Origin of the sequence: Dehalogenimonas sp. W (assembly GCF_037094495.1) — a bacterium.
Lineage (GTDB): Bacteria > Chloroflexota > Dehalococcoidia > Dehalococcoidales > Dehalococcoidaceae > Dehalogenimonas > Dehalogenimonas loeffleri.
The window spans coordinates 23,897-40,414 of the sequence record NZ_CP146612.1; the positions used below are offsets into that span (position 1 = coordinate 23,897).

The following is a 16,518-nucleotide window of genomic DNA, read 5'->3' on the forward strand; positions in this document are numbered from 1 at the left end:
GGATACAAACCCATGTCAATGAGAATAATTAACCGTAATTTCCGGGTCTTTAAGAACCGCGGCGAGGCGGGACGGTTGCTGGCGAGGGAACTTAGCGGCAACGATTTAAACAATCCGATCGTGCTGGGGGTGCCCCGGGGCGGCGTTATTGTCGGAGCGGCGATAGCTGAAGTGCTTCAGGCTGAACTGGACATCGTCATCTCCCGCAAGCTCCGGGTGCCCCAACAGCCGGAGCTTGCCTTCGGCGCCCTGGCCGAAAACGGCAGTATTTCGCTGAATGAGTCATTGATAAATAATCTCGGGATCAGCCGTCAGGCGGTTGAGCACGAAATAAACTTCCAGCGAACAGAAATTGGACGGCGCCAGCGGTTATTCCGCACGAACAAGCCCAAAACCAGTCTCCTGGGTAGATCTGTGATTCTGACCGATGACGGGATAGCCACCGGCGAAACGTTCAGGACGGCTCTAGAGGCGGTGAAACTGGAACACCCTGTTTCACTAACGGCAGCTTTGCCGGTCGGTCCGGAAAGCACCGTCGCTTCACTAGCTGCGATTGCGGACGATGTGATCTGCTGGAACTGCCCGCCGTCATTCAATGCCGTCGGGCAGTTCTACGAGGATTTCAGGGAGATCACCGACGCTGAGGTACTCTCAGTGCTATCCCCCTGATTAGAGTATCATCGCTCCAGAAATCAACCAGTTATTTAAAAAAAGATTTAACGCCGACCACGGCGGTTAAGTTGTTCAGCTTTCGCCTGTTCTAAAGGCAATACGGCTTCGGGATATTCCACGTAACCGCATTGAAAGCACTGGGCATAGCTGCCGTATTCATCTCTGTCCTCAAACAAATCACCTTTGTCGCACCGGGGGCAGCTTTTGATCAGATACATCTTATGCCTCCATTTATTATAAGGATTTGTGCTGGCAACTCAACCGGTCGTTGAAATTACGGGTTAATTGAACACTATTTTACCGGGCTTGAACATCCGTAAAAGTACCTAGTCCAGGCAAAAAAAGCCCTGAATTTTTCCGGTGATAACCCGACATTCACCCTGTTGGTATGTCGGATATTTAGGAGTATAATGCTGGTCGGTTAATCGCTAACCATTTGGCCAAAGTCACACGACATCAGGAAGGCGGGGCTTGGTGGCAATAACGATATTTCTGGCTGATGACCATGCCGTTGTCCGTAGCGGCATCAAGGCCTTGCTGATTGCTGAAACAGATTTTGATGTTATCGGTGAATCGGATGATGGACTGACCACGGTTCAGTCGGTCACCAGACTAAACCCCAATATATTAATCGTTGATCTGATGCTAAACGGTATCTCCGGCATTGAAGTCTGCCGGCAGGTTACGAAGAATTCCGCCAGAACCGGAGTAATTCTTCTATCCATGTACGGTAATGACGCATATGTTCAAGGCGCTCTGCGGGCCGGGGCTAAAGGCTATCTCCTCAAGGAATCCACGGTAGATGAACTGGTGAACGCGGTGCGCGAGGTCGCCGCCGGACGTCACGTCCTGTCATCTGAACTTTCCCAGCGGGCGATTGAATCTTATATCAGGCAAAATGAAACTGAGGCCGCTGATGACCCCTACGAGCAATTATCCACGCGGGAACGAGAGGTATTGCACCTGGTGGTCCGTGACCATACCGGTGCCGATATCGCCAAAAAACTATTTATCAGCCCCAGAACGGTGGAAGCTCACCGGGCGAATCTGATGCGTAAGCTCAGATTGAAAAATCGGGGCCAGTTGATTCGTTATTGCCTTCAAAAAGGCATCCTGCCCCCGGATACCAACCTGCCTTCCGGACCGTCAGTAGAAGCTGAAGATTAACCGGCGTCTTCTGAATCAGGAACGAGGTCTTCGTCTACCCAGCCCGCTGCCTTACCCAACAAAACATTTGCCACTTTGATATAATGCATCCCATTTCCAAACCTAAAGGTGGCCCATGTCCTTAATAAATAATTGGCGGACATCCCCCCGCCTGGCAGCCTTTGCCCTGATCGGCGTAGCCGCTGTCTGGGGTTCAACTTTTATAGTGGTTCAGGAAGCTGTTTCCCGGATGCCGGTGATGGATTTCCTGGCGGTACGCTTTTCTATCGCCGCTCTGGTATTGATTGGCTTGCAGCCCAAATGCCTCCGCGGTCTGAGCCGTTTGGGCTGGGTACGGGCGCTCGGCCTGGGATTGGTATTGGGTTTAGCGTACATCACCCAGACGTTTGGCTTACAGCACACTTCAGCGGCCGTTTCCGGCTTTATCACCGGTTTGTTTGTGGTTTTGACCCCATTGTTAAGCGCGATACTGTTGCGCCGCCATATTAACCGCAACGTTTGGATCGCGGTAATCCTGGCGACCGCAGGCCTGGCCTTGCTCAGTCTGAACGGCTGGGCAATAGGGCTAGGGGAAATGCTAACCTTACTGTGTGCTTTGTTTTTCGCGCTGCACATCGTCGGTTTAGGCGAATGGTCTGCTCGACATGATGTTTACAGTCTGGCAGTGGTTCAAATAGGCTTCGTCGCCGTATTATCACTGGTATTTGCCCTGCCTGACGGATTAACGCTGCCGCCGGATACCCTTACCTGGGGTGCGGTTATGTTAACCGCGGTATTTGCGACAGCCGCGGCATTTTTTATACAAACCTGGGCTCAATCCCTCATTTCGCCTACCCGGACAGCAATTATCATTACCATGGAGCCAGCTTTCAGCGGTGTGTTTGCGGTGTTGTTCGCCGGCGAATTATTAACCCTCAGGCTGGTCACCGGTGGCGTACTGGTGCTGGCAGCGATGCTGCTGACGGAGTTGAAACAAAAACTGCCCCCGGCCGGTCCGCAAACCATCGTTATTGCCACAGACGGCGACCTGGATTGCCCGACACAGGAAGATACCGGCCTTAAGCCGTAATGCAATGTTCTTTTTGACCTCGGTATCCAAAGGTCTATAATCTTCTTATCAAATATCAGCGGAGGTAAGAGTCATGAGCGACACCAGGGTTCCGTTTACGGTGGAAAATGTAATGAAGTGTATTTGCGGCAAATGCCCGGTTCAGGCAGAAAGCCAATGTTCTAAAGCTAAAAAGCCCGGCATCCCGGAAGCCTTGAAACAAAGTCCGCTTCAGGCTGATGCGATTCCCGGCATGTACTGCGCCACCGGTAAGGCTTCCTGCACCGACCTTGATATGTCCAAAATGTGCATGTGCGGCGCCTGCCCGTTGTGGGAAGAATATTCACTGGCAGCCACCACACCTATGGGCTACTATTGCCGCGACGGTAAGGCAATCTAAGACCGTAAAAAGGCCGTTTCCGTCAACTTTAACTACTTATGCGGAAACGGTCGGTCTTAACACCGCCCGGGCAGGTGCCCCGTCCCCGTGCTTGATCTTCAGCGGCAGACAGATTAAATCGTATTTCCCGGCGCCCACCGGAGAGAGATCCAGCCCCTCAATCAGCCAGATACCGGCTTCAAGCAACAACCGGTGCACCTGACTGCCGTTCTGCTGGTACCCGCCAACGGACAGGTAATCCACGCCGATGACGCTGATGCCGGTTTGAGCCAGATAGGCCGCACTATCTACAGTAAAGTGCACAAAGTCTGGCTCAAACCGGGTTGAATCATGCCAGAACGCAGAGTTGCTGGTTTTGAAAAGGATACGTTCCCCCGTCTGAAACTGATGGCGCCGGAGCTCTTCAACATTGACCGAGTGGTCATCCGTAATTTCAATTACCCGGGCCGGGCCGATCAGGACATCCGGCATTAAATCACTGATGGACGGCGCACCTTTGATGAAGTGAGCCGGTGCGTCCACATGGGTGCCGGAGTGAGACCCCATGGTTAGGTTGGAAAGAGTATGGGAGTCGCCTTTGTCCAAATCCTGCACCCGGACAATATTTATGGCCGGATCTCCGGGCCAATGGACCATCCCTTCGCTCAATTCCACGGAAATATCTATCCATCTGTTTGAACTAGTATTTGTCATTACCGGCGTTCCTTCCATCCCGATTTGCTTCCCCATCATACAATAAATCATGGCGGGGAAAAATAACTTCGGTAAAGCTTTCTATTTTTGCCTCAAATTTACCTGCGGTGCTATAATCCGCCGAGTTATGGCCCAATATTTTATTGCTGTCATCGGCGCTTCCCGCGCCGGCGCAGATGAGCTAACAGCGGCAGAAGCCGTCGGCCGGGAGATTGCCCGCAACGGCGCAATTTTGGTTTGCGGCGGACTGGACGGCATTATGGAGGCCGCCTGCAAAGGGGCCAGTGACTCCGGCGGTCTGACTATTGGGATCCTGCCGGGGGAACACCGAGAAACAGCTAATCCTTATGTAAAAATACCGGTGGTTACCGGTATGGGCTATGCCCGGAATGCCATCGTGGCTAAAAGCGGTCAGGCGGTGATTGCCATCGGCGGCGGATACGGCACCCTTTCGGAAATCGCCTATGCCCGGCAGGCCGGTATTCCAGTCATCGGCTTAAATACCTGGCAGTTAAGCCGCCACGATATTCAGGACGGCTCTATTGTCATTGCCAGTAGTGCCGAAGCTGCCGTTAGTCTGGCAATCAGCCGTATCATGGAAAACAGTGAGTAATTAACGTAAGGATCAAGAAACGATGCTGACAATCAAAAAAGTTAAAGGCCACGAAATTTTAGACTCCCGCGGCACCCCGACAGTGGCCGCCACGGTAGAACTGTCTGACGGCAGTAGCGCCTGGGCGGCGGTCCCGTCCGGTGCCAGCACAGGCACCCACGAAGCGGCAGAATTGCGCGACGGAGATTCCGGACGCTACCACGGCAAAGGTGTCTTAAAAGCAGTTCATAATATTGACAAAGAGCTGGCGCCGATGCTTTTGGACATGCCGGCTAACGACCAGTTAACCGCCGACCAGACCATGATGGCGCTGGACGGCACCCCGAATAAAAGCCGGCTGGGCGCCAATGCCATTCTGGCGGTTTCCCTGGCCCTGTCCAGAGCTGTGGCTAACTCTAAAGGCGTTTCTCTGTTCCGGTCATTGAATCAACTTGGGGGCTACCTGTTGCCGGTGCCCATGCTCAATATCCTTAACGGCGGCAAACACGCCGTTGATTCCACTGATTTTCAGGAATTCATGATCATGCCGGTAGGGGCACCGACTTTCGGTGAGGCCTTGCGGATGAGCACTGAAATTTTTCATACTTTAAAATCAATTTTAAGGAAACGGTGGCTCAGCACCAATGTTGGTGATGAAGGCGGCTTTGCGCCTTCACTGGGTTCCAATGCCGAAGCCCTGGAACTGATCCTTCAGGCGATTGAGCAAGCCGGTTATCAACCGGGCAGCGACTGTTTTCTGGCTTTGGACGCCGCTGCCAGCGAGCTCTATCATGACGGAAAATACGTTCTTGAAAGGGAAGGGCGGACCCTGACCAGTGCAGAACTGATTGAATTCTACGAAAAATGGGTGGCCGACTACCCTATTATCAGTATTGAAGATGCCCTGTTTGAAGATGACTGGGAAGGCTGGCAGCTGCTGAACACAAAGGTGGGAAATAAGGTACAACTGGTTGGCGACGACCTTTACGTCACTAACATCCAGCGGCTGGAACAAGGCATTACCTGCCGGACATCCAATTCCATTCTGATTAAACTCAACCAGATAGGCACGCTCTCGGAAACGATTGCAGCGGTTGATTTGGCGCATCGCAACGACTGGACGACCGTCATCTCCCACCGTTCCGGTGAAACGGAAGATACGACGATTGCCGACCTCGCAGTCGCCCTGGGGGCTGGCCAGATTAAAACCGGCGCTCCGTCCAGAGGTGAGCGCACCTGCAAGTACAATCGGCTGTTGGCTATTGAGGCGGAACTGGGAACTGAGGCCCGTTTTGCAGGCAAATCCGCCTTTAAACATCTCAAATGAGACTGATTGGCATTACAACTACCGTACCGGTGGAAGTAATCCTGGCAGCCGGGGCGGTGCCGGTTGACCTCAATAACCTGTTCATCAGCGCAGCGGAGCCCCAAAAGCTAATCGCCCTGGCTGAAAACGACGGCTTTCCACTTAATACCTGCGCCTGGATTAAGGGTATATACGGGGCGGTACTGGAAAAAGGCATCCGCGAGGTTATTTGCGTCACCGGCGGAGACTGTTCCAATACCGTGATGCTCATGGAAGTATTGCGGCAGCGCGGCATCAAAGGCATCCCCTTCAATTACCCAAGCGAACCGGATCCGGCGGCCATGGCCGCTGCAATACAAAAACTGGCCGCTGATCTCGGTACGACAATGACCGGTGCCGAGGAACAACGCAGACGGTTATTGCCGCTGCGGTCATTATCGGCCAAGGCGGACCGGTTGACCTGGCAAGATAATGTCCTGTCCGGTCAGGAAAACCATGTCTGGCTGGTCTCAACGTCTGATTTCAACGGCGATCCGGACCGGTTTACCCGGGACCTGCAAAGTTTGGTTGACGAGGCCGGAACGCGACCACCGTATCCGGATGATGAGCTTCGGCTGGGTATCATCGGCGTACCGCCGGTATTTGCCGCCGGTCTGTATGACTTCCTGGAACGCCAGGGTGGTCGGGCGGTATTTAACGAAGTGCAGCGTCAGTTTTCCATGCCCTATCCGGCCGCCGACCTAGCTGAGCAGTACACGCTATACACCTATCCGTATGCCACGGAAATGCGGCTGACCGACATTAAAAAGGCGATTACTGAACGCCGGTTGGACGGCATAATTCATTATGTCCAGTCCTTTTGCCACCGAGCTATAGGTGATATACTGATGCGGCACGAAATAGACCTCCCCATACTCACTATTGAGGGTAACACCGACCTTGGTATCAGCCAACACCTGAAAACCCGTCTGGAAGCATTTCTGGACATGTTAAGATTCAAAAAACAAATTTAAGGAGAAATGATGGTTACGAGAATCGGCATCAACGGTTTTGGACGTATCGGCAGACTTGCGTTGCGTTCCATGCGGAAATATCACCCGAGTGAATTGGAAGTTGTGGCCATCAACGACCTCGCCGATACCGCCGCCAACGCTCATTTATTGAAATATGACACCTCTTACGGCCCTTTTGATGGGACGGTAACTGCGGGGCAGAACGATATAATTGTTGACGGCAGCACTATCCGAGCCTTTTCCGAAAAAGACCCGGCCAAAATCCCCTGGCGGAATTACGACGTTGATATCGTCATTGAATCCACCGGCCGATTTTCCGACCGTGACAAGGCCGCCGGGCACCTGGAAGGCGGCGCGAAGAGTGTCATCATCTCCACGACCTCAGGCTCGGCCGATATTACGGTAGTCATGGGCGTCAATCATCAGGATTATGACCCCCACCGCCATCAGATTATTTCCAACGCTTCCTGCACCACCAATTGCGTCACACCGCTGGTGAAAGTTATCTTTGATAAATTCGGCATTGAAAAGGCTTTGATTAACACCGTCCATGCCTATACCAACGACCAGAGCCTGCTGGATATTTACCACAAGGATTTGCGCCGGGCCCGGGCCGCCGCGCTGAACATCATCCCCACCACTACCGGTGCGGCTAAGGCCGTGGCTCAGGTGATACCGGAACTGAAAGGTTTAATCCACGGTATTTCGTTACGGGTTCCGGTGGGTAGTGTTTCTATCGCCGATGTCACCGCCATCGTCGGCCGGGATGTGAGCGCCGAGGATATCAATCAGGCTCTCCAATCCGCCGCTGAAGGGCAGCTCAAAGATATTTTAGCCTACTGTGACGAACCACTGGTCAGCTCAGACTTCAAGGGTAATCCGGCCAGTTGCATCATTGACGCCGCTTCAACGATGGTCATGAGCGGCAACATGGTCAAAATCCTGGGCTGGTACGATAACGAATGGGGTTATGCCACTCGTTTGGGTGATCTGGCCGCCTACATGGGTGCTAAATCCGGATGATGGTCGCCGGGCTGTTTTAATAAAATAGTAATAACGTAGTGGTTGACATCACTAATGGAGGCACATACAATGACACTTAACAATAACAGGAGGCACTCATGAAGCTAATAGTTGTCGGGTTAGGCCAGGCCGGAAGCCGGATTGCCGATGAATTTGCCCGGATCAATAAACGCGCCAAAAGCCAGCGGAATATTGAGATTTGCCCGGGTATTTTCGCCGTTAACACTGATGCGGCGGATCTCACCGGTTTAACCACCATTGAACCTGATTATCAACACCGGATACTGATCGGCGGCCGCAAGACCGGCGGCCACGGCGTTGGTAAAATCAACGAACTGGGTGCTGAAGTAGCCCGGGCGGATGCCGATAAGGTCATTGACGCCTTGCGCAGCGCACGGCACTTTTATGAAGCCGACGCCTTCCTGCTGGCGGCCAGCTCCGCCGGCGGTACCGGATCCGGCTCCATCCCCATTATTGCTCAGCGTATCAAGGAACGGTATCCTGAAAAGCCACTCTATACCTTGCTGGCTTTACCCTTTGAACATGAACGCGAAACTGAAGAGCGCGCTTCCTACAATTCTGCAGTATGTCTGAAATCCGTATATGGCATTTCCGATTGCGTTTTTCTGATTGATAATCAACGTTATGTGATGAAAGACTCATCGCTGGGCAACAACATTTCCCGCATCAACGAAATGATTGTGGAACCGTTCTACGACCTGCTGTGTGCCGGCGAGGAAAAGAATCCGCGGTTTATCGGCGCGAAAACGCTGGATGCCGGAGATATTATCCAGACCCTGTCCGGTTGGTCGGTCTACGGCTGGGGACATGCCGACCTGAATAAATCCTTTAACCCGTTTGAGCGCAGCAACGATTTCCGCAAGAAAACTTCAGAGACTCACAAGGGTATCCAGGCCATGGATGAAGCGATCAGTGAGATGTCACTGCGCGTCAATCCCAAGGATGCCGGACGGGCTATCTACCTGGTAACCGCTCCCGCTAAAGAGATGAATATGGACATGATGCGGGAACTCAATGAATGGATGAGAGAATTATGTCCTAATGCCATCATCCGCAACGGTGATTACCCGCGAGGCACCAGCCGCATTTCGGTCAATGTCATTCTGTCCGAATTGTCAGATGTTGAAAAGGTGCGCAATTTCTACTCAGACTCTATTGATCTCATCCCGGTAATCAAGCAGCGGCAGGTAGAACTGCGCAACAAGCTTGATGACATTGATGATATGAGTAAAGACATTCCTTCATTACTTGAAGAATAATTGCCGGTATAAGAAAAAAGCCCCAGGCTAAACACCTGGGGCTTTTTTTCTTTGCCAGCCGCAAACGGTTAATATACAATGCAGTTATGTTCTTGGTGAAGTTCAAAAACCCGCTGTTGCTGATATCAGGAGTTCTGTTGCTTACTCTCACCGTATCATCTGCAGCGGGATTATTTCCCCTAAACCTGTCGGCCGAAGATTCGCCAGCAGCCATCGCGGCTGCAACAATCCCACCAGCTCAAGACCAGCCACAAGGCATCGTTGAATTTATTGACGGCGTTGACCTTCAAATCCCTCCTAACTGGTGGGTGAACATGATAGCCGCCGCCGGCGGCGTCCTGATAGCTTACGGTGTTTATTTTCTCAGGTTAAGAGCCGTCGCGCGGCAACGTAAGATTCTGGAAGATGAGGTGGCCGAAAGAACGGCGGCGTTAAAAATTCTGAATCAGGAACTGGACCGGGAAATCCAGCGCCGGGCGGAATTCAACCGGGCTTTGGTGCATGAACTGAAAACGCCCCTGACGGCCATACTAGCCTCGGCTGAACTGTTTGTTGAAGAATTAAAAGGTGATCCGCACCTGGGGTTGGCTAAAAACATCTATCAGGCGGCCAGGAACCTGGATCGGCGCACTGATGAACTGCTGGACGTCAGCCGCGGGGAAATTGGCATTCTGGCAGTCAATCCTAAAACGGAGCGGATACAGCCGTTGTTACTGCAAACCGTAGATACCTTGAAACCGGCCGCTGCGCGCAAGCACCATTCACTCTCCATAGACATTGTCGGGGATTTGCCCGCTGTCGCCATTGATGAGGAACGACTGCGCCAGGTGTTATATAATTATCTGGCGAACGCCATCAAATACACCCCTGAAGGTGGTAATATCCAGCTTAAGGCCTATCGGGTATATGATGAACTCAGGGTGGAAGTGACAGACGACGGCCCAGGGATTTCCAAAGAAGACCAGCAACTGTTGTTTGAACCTTATTACCAGGTACCCCGCAATGGCGGGGAGCGGCTGGGAGGCCTCGGTTTGGGCTTGTCGTTGTCCAAGATGATCGTGGGATTGCACGGCGGTCGGGTGTGGGTGGAAAGCAAACCCGATGAAGGTTCCACCTTCGGCTTTGCCATTCCGGTTGCGTTGTACAAAGGAGAGAATACAACATGAGAGCATTGATGATTGAGGATGATCCCCAGATCGTTGATTCTGTAGGCTGGGCTTTTCGTATGCGGTGGCCTGATATGGAATTCCTGTCCACAGACTCCGGTAATCAGGGCGTCACCATGGCCCGGGAACAACGCCCTGACATCATCATTCTGGACCTGGGATTGCCGGATATCAGTGGATTTGATGCCCTGAAGGGTATCAGGAAATTCTCGGATACACCTATTATCGTGCTAACCGCCCGAAAGGAAGAGTTTGACATCGTCAAAGGTTTGGAGGCCGGGGCCGATGATTATCTGGTCAAGCCTTTCCGTCAGATGGAGCTTCTATCCCGCATCAAGGCCCTGTTACGGCGAACTTCAACCCACAGCCCGGAGTCAGCTTTATCTGCCGGTAATATAAGATTGTCCCCGGCAACCGGCATTCTCCACATTGGTGAGCGGGAGATTTCGCTGACCCGCACTGAGGAAATCATCATGAGTAAATTAATGCAGCACCAGGGTGATGTCGTGACCTATGCCACGCTGGCGGAAGCACTGTGGAACGATTATTACCCTGATTGTGTCGCTGCCTTGAGGGTTTATATTCGTCAACTGCGGCAAAAGACAGAAGAGGATATCAACAATCCTAAAATCATCTTAAACAAACATGGCGTGGGGTATATTTTGTTCACGCCGGGTTCCAGGTCCGCGACGGCTTCCGGATAACGGCTCTAAAATTATCGTTTACAATTGCGGGTTCTTCTGCTATATATACATTTTGAGAGGTTTCATTTGGCCATAGCCAGTCTTATCATAGGTGTCATCAGTATAATCGCGATGCTGATTGCTTTTTTGCCCTTTCTGGGGTTTCTGCACTGGTTTGTGGTTCCCCTATCGGTTATCGGATTTTTCCTCGGTTTAACCGCCCGGAGTCACAATCGCACCAGCACCATTGCCATTTTTGGAATGGTTTTTTGTGGAATTGCCCTGATCCTGGGTACCATAAAATTAGCGGGGTTTGCGGATATTCTGGTCTAAATCAGAAATCCACCAACCTGACGGGAGGTATTTAATGAGTAATCCCGAAACCGGCAGCCCGGGCGGCGAAAGTGATTCCCTGTCCATTGGTAAGCTTCGGAAGGTAAAGGTGTTGATTTATACCACTAACGGCATTTTTTCCGGGATCACGATGTGCCAACCTCAACAACGCCTGCTTGATGCACTTAACAAGGGGTTTTATTCCTCCAGAATGCAAGCCTTCGCCGATTTCCTGCCGTTATCAGAGGTGATGTTTTTCAACTCGCTCAACGAATCCCGAAGCATGGAAACCGCCTATATCCGCAAAAACAATATCCTGTTTGTGGGAGAGCAATTTGCCGCTTCCGGTACTCCTCAAACCAACGTGTACCCGATGCGCCGAAAAAAACCTCTTGAAGCAGTCATTAACCTGCCGCAATTATCTCTGACCGGCAATATGCACTCTGAAATGTGGGAAGAGCTACAGGAAGCGCTAAACCGTACTGACCAGTTCATTCCGGTTACTGATGTGGGTTTTAATCCGCCCTTGCCGAATGGCATCGACCGGCTGGATTTTGTCGCCGTCAACAAAGATCACATCATTTACGTCGGAAAATAGTATTTCCGAAAATCCCAGCGGTTGGATTAAGGTTTCAATTCCAACTTGATATTAAGATAGTTCAGCAGGTCAGCGCGCGAGACCAAACCCAAAAACGCTCCGTTATCCAAGACAGGGAGTTGATTGTATCCCGTTTCATGCATAATCTCCATTACCAACGTCAAGTCATCTCCCCTTTTCAAGGTTCTTAAAGAGGCGGCGGGCGTGATGATGCTGGAAATTTTCTCGCTGTCCCATCGCTTCCGGTCAAGGTGTTTCAAATCGCTCAGTGTCAGCATCCCCAAAAAGTACCCGTCGCCGATAACCGGCAAGGCACGTTGACTGTGGCGCAGCATCAGCGCCATGGCCTGTTCAACACTTAAATCCGGGCCCGCAGTAATAATGGCGGCGTTCATGACCGTCCCTACGCTTGTGCCGGAAAGAGACTCCGAGACCACCGACTTTTGATAGCTGGCTGAAGCAGCTGAGGCCAGAAACCAGCCGATAAGGGCCAGCCACAGACCACTGATGCCAACGATAAAGGCCAATGCAATACCACCGAAAATGAACATGTAGGCTATAGCCTGACCGGCACCTGCTGCAATACGAGTGGCTTTCGTTTCGTCCCTGGTAAGTTTCCAGACGGCCGCGCGAAAAACCCGACCGCCGTCGAGAGGAAAACCCGGCAACATATTGAATACACCCAAAATCAAATTGACCTGGGCGAGATAAATCAACACCGCTGAAAGAGCGTTGGTTGCCTGTCCAAGGCTGAAGAACGCCGTGAAAAAGACGGCTGAAAGGCCGAAACTAACCAGCGGGCCGGCCACGGCCATGCGGAATTCAGCGCCGGGAGATGCCGCCTCTCTGGAAATGTTGGAAGCACCGCCGAAAATGAATAGAGTGATATTTTTAACCGGAATTCCATTGCGTTGAGCAACAATGGAATGACCAAGTTCATGGGCCAAAACGGCCAAAAACAAACTCAAACTGGAGATGGCACCCAATATCCAGTATACAAGCGCCGTCTGACCGGCCAGAACACCATCTTGCGGGAAATAGCCTACCGCCAGCGACCAGGTGAGAAACACAAATATGAACAACCAGGATATATGAATCCCGATTTCAATGCCGAATAACCGCCCCAGAACCAGAGAAGCTTTCACCGGTTAACCCCTAACCCGGCCTATTCAATGGCCTCGATGCAGTATTTAATAACACAAGCAGGTGCGACTACCTCTATGGTATCCCCCACCGAACAGCCCATTACGGCGCGACCGATAGGTGAGACGGGAGAGACACAGCCTTTTCTGACATTCACTTCCCGGGGAATAACGAGTTTATAAGTGCTTACCGTGCCACACGACAAGTTTTTAACCACTACGCTACGGCCGAGCTCCACTCTGGAGCTTCTCTTTTTATGTGCGCCGGCCACCGAAACAACGGCGTGCTTCAGCAGCATCTCCAGCTCGCTCACTTTACCGTCCAGCTTGGCCTTTTCTTCGCGGGCGGCATGGTATGGGGCGTTTTCTTTCAGGTCTTTGTCGGCAGCAGCACGCTTAATTTCTTCTAAAATATTCACCCGTTTTTCTTTTAAAACTGCTAACTCCGCTTCCATCTGGGCTTTTTGCTCCGGTGTCAGCTCCAAACCGGTAGACTGATTTTGCTTTTTCGCCGTTGCCTTAGCCAGAGTCTTGGATTTTACGCGTTTGCCCTTAAGATGGGAAGAAAGACCTTTGTCAATTATCCCGGCTTTTGAGATTGAATTCAGAAACTCCCGGACTGCTTTGACTCTTTCGGCACCATCAGGGCTTGCCGGTTGTCCATCTGCATACTCCGCCAGACGATGGGGTGACAAACTGTCAGGTTTATGACTGACACCGTACCATCTGACAAAATTCATTACGGACTGAGACACCGCCTCACGCTTGGCATTGGACAACGCCGTCAGATAGGTGGCGGCTGCTTCACCCAGATTGGCCGGGTTAGTATTGATACCAGAACTCATAAATACGTTACTCCACACTCTCTCATTGTTTTATTACCGAATTGAACACCTTTATTATCGCACATTCACACAGATGATTTAAGTGGCGTCGCCAGCGCCTTGATTATCAGCGTGACGGTTCACCAGATTCACCAGGTCATCTAAAAACACAAAGCCAACCGGATCCGATTGACCACCTGCCACCGCGATGTCGCTACCGGTTTCATTCATTCTTTGCACTACCTCCAGCAGGTTATCCCCGGTTTCTACGGCAATGGTCTGATCCAGTGGTATCACCAAATCCGCAACCGTGGTTTCAGGCAACGTAGCATCTTTTGCTTCAAACCACACTATGCCGGTGATTTCCCCAATTTCCGGAATCACAAAACAATGCCTATCAGGGTATTTATCATGCAGATATTTTAAACTGGTATCCCTGGATATTCTGGGACAGTCTCTTCTGATTACGTCGGCTACGGTATGTTTTTTCAGCCATATTTGGAGTTCAAACTGTTTCAAGCTGGTCCGAGCCGTGCTTTCCAGGTACCAGCCCAATAAAACCAGCCATATCCCGGCCAGCCAATCACGATGGACAATAACAAAGTAAAGTCCTGAAACACCGACCAGAACGCCGACAATTCGTCCAAATAGTATTGCGCCCCGGGTAGCCCCCGGGTAATCGTCGCGGACATGCCACCAGATACCTCTGAGCACCCGGCCGCCGTCAAGGGGAAAACCCGGCAGTAAGTTAAACACGGCGACGATTAAGTTAATCTGGGCCAGCCATAACGCAACGGCCGCGATTGCCAGTACCTGAGAAATATAAAAATCATAGACTATCCAGAACAGTGCGGCAAGGAGAAAACTGGCCAACGGTCCGGCAATAGCCATCTTTATTTCGGCTCCAGGCGACGCCGGTTCGCGATCCATCTGGGCAGCGCCACCAAACAAATAGAGGGTGATTGACCTGACGGGGATGCCGTTGGCGCGCCCAATCAGGCTGTGGGCAGTTTCGTGAACCAGAATTGAAAGGAAAAAAAGTAGTGAGGTGACAATGCTCATTATCCAGTGTGTTGACCGCGTCTCACCGGGAACAGCATAGGGGAACACCTGCCAGACCAGAAACACGGTAATCAGTGCGAATATAAAAACCCAGGAATAATGCACCCGGAACTGGATGTTAAACACCCTGCCAATGTTGATACCGCTATCCAATCAAACGCACTTTCAAAACCGGCAAGTTTAACATCTGGCGGTTTTAATACCCAGATATCTTTCGGCCATTTCCATGGCGCAAAACTCGCCACACATAGCGCAGGCATCGCCTGCGGTTTTGTGAAGGGCATGGCGCTGTATTGAAAGTTCGGGATCAATGGAAAGCCGTGCCTGCTCTTCCCAGTCCAGTCGCTTGCGGGCTTCAGCCATTTTTTGATCCCAATCAGCGGCCCCAACCACACCCTTGGCGATATCAGCCGCGTGACCGGCAATTCTGGAGGCAATAACGCCATTTTTCACATCATCAAGATCCGGCAGTGACAAATGCTCCGCCGGAGTGACATAGCACAAGAAATCGGCACCGTACATGGCGGCCATGGCTCCGCCGATGGCGGCAGTGATATGATCATAACCCGGTGCAATATCGGTAACCAGAGGTCCGAGCACATAGAATGGGGCTCCCCGACACACCGATTTTTGCAATTCAATATTTGTCTGAATCCGATTAATAGGTACGTGTCCCGGGCCTTCCACCATCACCTGAACCTCAGCCTGTCTGGCGCGGTCAACCAGTTCACCCAGCACGAGCAATTCCTCAATTTGAGCCCGGTCAGTGGCGTCAGCCAGGCAACCCGGCCTGAGTCCGTCACCCAGACTTAAGGTAACATCATACTCCCGGCAAATATCCAACAACCGGTCGTACTGCTCATACAAGGGATTCTCCCGGTCATGGTAAACCATCCAGCCGGCCAGCAACGCTCCGCCCCGGGAAACAATATCTACCACCCGGCCCTGCTTCTTCATGGTATCCACGACGCTGCGGGTAACACCGCAGTGTACGGTGATGAAATCAACACCTTCCCGGGCATGCCGGTCAATTACACCGAACAGATCATCCGCGGTCATCTCCACAATGGAACCTTTAGACTGCCTGGCCATCACCCCGGCTTCATAAATCGGCACGGTACCAAGAGCCACGGTACATTTCTCAAGAATCCGGCTTCTGATGGCCGGCAAGTCACCACCGGTGGATAAATCCATAACCGCGTCGGCTCCGACCGTTTGGGCGATATCAAGCTTGGCCATTTCCAAATCAATATCAACCAGATCCGAAGAAGTGCCGATATTGGCGTTCACCTTGGTACGCAGTCCCCGGCCAATCCCGCACGCTTTCAAATTCAGATGGTTGATATTGGCGGGAATAACAATCGTCCCATCAATCAAACCTGAGGCTATCTGGTCAACGGGCAGGTTTTCTGTTTCAGCGACTATTTTGACTTGGTCAGTAATAATACCCTGAGCGGCTTTTTGTATCTGCGTTGTCATCAAGAATTCCAGAAATTTATTTTTGAATAAAACGGCC

General features: G+C 51.7%; 19 protein-coding genes. 13 read left to right on the top strand and 6 right to left on the bottom strand.

Features of this window, described 5'->3' with window-relative positions; all coding sequences use genetic code 11:
- Nucleotides 1-18: 18 nt before the first annotated feature.
- Nucleotides 19-669, top strand: coding sequence for a phosphoribosyltransferase family protein (locus V8247_RS00130; protein ID WP_338737553.1), 651 nt, complete (start codon nucleotides 19-21; stop codon nucleotides 667-669).
- Nucleotides 670-716: 47 nt separating this feature from the next.
- On the opposite strand, the gene V8247_RS00135 is transcribed toward V8247_RS00130, so the two are convergent.
- Nucleotides 717-890: a hypothetical protein gene (locus tag V8247_RS00135; protein WP_338737554.1), complete on the bottom strand. Its 174-nt coding sequence runs from the start codon at nucleotides 888-890 to the stop codon at nucleotides 717-719.
- Nucleotides 891-1,146: 256 nt separating this feature from the next.
- Here V8247_RS00135 and V8247_RS00140 point away from each other — a divergent pair, with 256 nt between their 5' ends.
- The 3 genes from V8247_RS00140 to V8247_RS00150 all read left to right on the top strand — a co-directional run bounded on the left by V8247_RS00140 (nucleotide 1,147) and on the right by V8247_RS00150 (nucleotide 3,287).
- The gene (locus tag V8247_RS00140; RefSeq protein WP_338737555.1) at nucleotides 1,147-1,839 is read left to right on the top strand and encodes a response regulator transcription factor; all 693 of its coding nucleotides are present in this window, start codon (nucleotides 1,147-1,149) and stop codon (nucleotides 1,837-1,839) included.
- A gap of 115 nt (nucleotides 1,840-1,954) precedes the next feature.
- The gene (locus tag V8247_RS00145; protein WP_338737556.1) at nucleotides 1,955-2,908 is read left to right on the top strand and encodes a DMT family transporter; all 954 of its coding nucleotides are present in this window, start codon (nucleotides 1,955-1,957) and stop codon (nucleotides 2,906-2,908) included.
- Nucleotides 2,909-2,981: 73 nt separating this feature from the next.
- A complete protein-coding gene (locus V8247_RS00150) occupies nucleotides 2,982-3,287 on the top strand; it encodes a DUF2769 domain-containing protein (protein ID WP_338737557.1) in 306 nt (101 codons plus the stop codon).
- 36 nt (nucleotides 3,288-3,323) lie between these two features.
- On the opposite strand, the gene V8247_RS00155 is transcribed toward V8247_RS00150, so the two are convergent.
- Entirely contained in the window at nucleotides 3,324-3,980 is a 657-nt protein-coding gene (locus tag V8247_RS00155; protein ID WP_338737558.1) for a cyclase family protein, read from the bottom strand.
- 127 nt (nucleotides 3,981-4,107) lie between these two features.
- Between V8247_RS00155 and V8247_RS00160 the strand changes: the two genes are divergently transcribed.
- From V8247_RS00160 to V8247_RS00200, 9 genes are all read left to right on the top strand, one after another.
- Entirely contained in the window at nucleotides 4,108-4,593 is a 486-nt protein-coding gene (locus tag V8247_RS00160) for a TIGR00725 family protein (protein ID WP_338737559.1), read from the top strand.
- Between the two features lie 22 nt (nucleotides 4,594-4,615).
- Nucleotides 4,616-5,899 carry a phosphopyruvate hydratase gene (eno, locus tag V8247_RS00165; protein ID WP_338737560.1) on the top strand — a complete coding sequence of 428 codons (1,284 nt, stop codon included), beginning with the start codon at nucleotides 4,616-4,618 and terminating at the stop codon, nucleotides 5,897-5,899.
- Entirely contained in the window at nucleotides 5,896-6,891 is a 996-nt protein-coding gene (locus V8247_RS00170; protein ID WP_338737561.1) for a 2-hydroxyacyl-CoA dehydratase, read from the top strand. The genes eno and V8247_RS00170 overlap by 4 nt, the downstream gene beginning before the upstream one ends.
- A 9-nt stretch (nucleotides 6,892-6,900) precedes the next feature.
- The gene (gene gap / locus V8247_RS00175) at nucleotides 6,901-7,914 is read left to right on the top strand and encodes a type I glyceraldehyde-3-phosphate dehydrogenase (protein WP_338737562.1); all 1,014 of its coding nucleotides are present in this window, start codon (nucleotides 6,901-6,903) and stop codon (nucleotides 7,912-7,914) included.
- 98 nt (nucleotides 7,915-8,012) lie between these two features.
- Entirely contained in the window at nucleotides 8,013-9,194 is a 1,182-nt protein-coding gene (locus tag V8247_RS00180; protein WP_338737563.1) for a tubulin/FtsZ family protein, read from the top strand.
- Nucleotides 9,195-9,331: 137 nt separating this feature from the next.
- Entirely contained in the window at nucleotides 9,332-10,360 is a 1,029-nt protein-coding gene (locus tag V8247_RS00185) for a HAMP domain-containing sensor histidine kinase (RefSeq protein WP_338737564.1), read from the top strand.
- Nucleotides 10,357-11,064, top strand: a complete 708-nt coding sequence (locus V8247_RS00190; protein WP_338737565.1) for a response regulator transcription factor — start codon at nucleotides 10,357-10,359, stop codon at nucleotides 11,062-11,064. Before V8247_RS00185 ends, V8247_RS00190 begins: the two co-directional genes overlap by 4 nt.
- A gap of 66 nt (nucleotides 11,065-11,130) precedes the next feature.
- Nucleotides 11,131-11,376 (top strand): hypothetical protein, encoded by a 246-nt coding sequence (locus V8247_RS00195; RefSeq protein WP_338737566.1) that lies wholly within the window; start codon nucleotides 11,131-11,133, stop codon nucleotides 11,374-11,376.
- 34 nt (nucleotides 11,377-11,410) lie between these two features.
- Nucleotides 11,411-11,974: a hypothetical protein gene (locus tag V8247_RS00200; RefSeq protein ID WP_338737567.1), complete on the top strand. Its 564-nt coding sequence runs from the start codon at nucleotides 11,411-11,413 to the stop codon at nucleotides 11,972-11,974.
- A gap of 26 nt (nucleotides 11,975-12,000) precedes the next feature.
- Here V8247_RS00200 and V8247_RS00205 read toward each other — a convergent pair whose 3' ends face one another.
- The 4 genes from V8247_RS00205 to thiC all read right to left on the bottom strand — a co-directional run bounded on the left by V8247_RS00205 (nucleotide 12,001) and on the right by thiC (nucleotide 16,481).
- Nucleotides 12,001-13,119, bottom strand: coding sequence for a site-2 protease family protein (locus tag V8247_RS00205; protein WP_338737568.1), 1,119 nt, complete (start codon nucleotides 13,117-13,119; stop codon nucleotides 12,001-12,003).
- A gap of 20 nt (nucleotides 13,120-13,139) precedes the next feature.
- Nucleotides 13,140-13,961 carry a GreA/GreB family elongation factor gene (locus tag V8247_RS00210; protein WP_338737569.1) on the bottom strand — a complete coding sequence of 274 codons (822 nt, stop codon included), beginning with the start codon at nucleotides 13,959-13,961 and terminating at the stop codon, nucleotides 13,140-13,142.
- A gap of 78 nt (nucleotides 13,962-14,039) precedes the next feature.
- Nucleotides 14,040-15,155 carry a site-2 protease family protein gene (locus V8247_RS00215; protein ID WP_338737570.1) on the bottom strand — a complete coding sequence of 372 codons (1,116 nt, stop codon included), beginning with the start codon at nucleotides 15,153-15,155 and terminating at the stop codon, nucleotides 14,040-14,042.
- A gap of 27 nt (nucleotides 15,156-15,182) precedes the next feature.
- The gene (thiC, locus tag V8247_RS00220) at nucleotides 15,183-16,481 is read right to left on the bottom strand and encodes a phosphomethylpyrimidine synthase ThiC (RefSeq protein ID WP_338737571.1); all 1,299 of its coding nucleotides are present in this window, start codon (nucleotides 16,479-16,481) and stop codon (nucleotides 15,183-15,185) included.
- Nucleotides 16,482-16,518 lie beyond the last annotated feature (37 nt).

Coding starts and splice junctions, on each gene's coding strand:
- V8247_RS00180 (WP_338737563.1), top strand. CDS start 8,013: ATGAAGCTAATAGTTGTCGGGTTAGGCCAGGCCGGAAGCCGGATTGCC.
- V8247_RS00210 (WP_338737569.1), bottom strand. CDS start 13,961: ATGAGTTCTGGTATCAATACTAACCCGGCCAATCTGGGTGAAGCAGCC.
- V8247_RS00150 (WP_338737557.1), top strand. CDS start 2,982: ATGAGCGACACCAGGGTTCCGTTTACGGTGGAAAATGTAATGAAGTGT.
- V8247_RS00135 (WP_338737554.1), bottom strand. CDS start 890: ATGTATCTGATCAAAAGCTGCCCCCGGTGCGACAAAGGTGATTTGTTT.
- V8247_RS00200 (WP_338737567.1), top strand. CDS start 11,411: ATGAGTAATCCCGAAACCGGCAGCCCGGGCGGCGAAAGTGATTCCCTG.
- eno (WP_338737560.1), top strand. CDS start 4,616: ATGCTGACAATCAAAAAAGTTAAAGGCCACGAAATTTTAGACTCCCGC.
- V8247_RS00190 (WP_338737565.1), top strand. CDS start 10,357: ATGAGAGCATTGATGATTGAGGATGATCCCCAGATCGTTGATTCTGTA.
- V8247_RS00130 (WP_338737553.1), top strand. CDS start 19: ATGAGAATAATTAACCGTAATTTCCGGGTCTTTAAGAACCGCGGCGAG.
- V8247_RS00170 (WP_338737561.1), top strand. CDS start 5,896: ATGAGACTGATTGGCATTACAACTACCGTACCGGTGGAAGTAATCCTG.
- V8247_RS00155 (WP_338737558.1), bottom strand. CDS start 3,980: ATGACAAATACTAGTTCAAACAGATGGATAGATATTTCCGTGGAATTG.
- V8247_RS00145 (WP_338737556.1), top strand. CDS start 1,955: ATGTCCTTAATAAATAATTGGCGGACATCCCCCCGCCTGGCAGCCTTT.
- gap (WP_338737562.1), top strand. CDS start 6,901: ATGGTTACGAGAATCGGCATCAACGGTTTTGGACGTATCGGCAGACTT.
- V8247_RS00160 (WP_338737559.1), top strand. CDS start 4,108: ATGGCCCAATATTTTATTGCTGTCATCGGCGCTTCCCGCGCCGGCGCA.
- thiC (WP_338737571.1), bottom strand. CDS start 16,481: ATGACAACGCAGATACAAAAAGCCGCTCAGGGTATTATTACTGACCAA.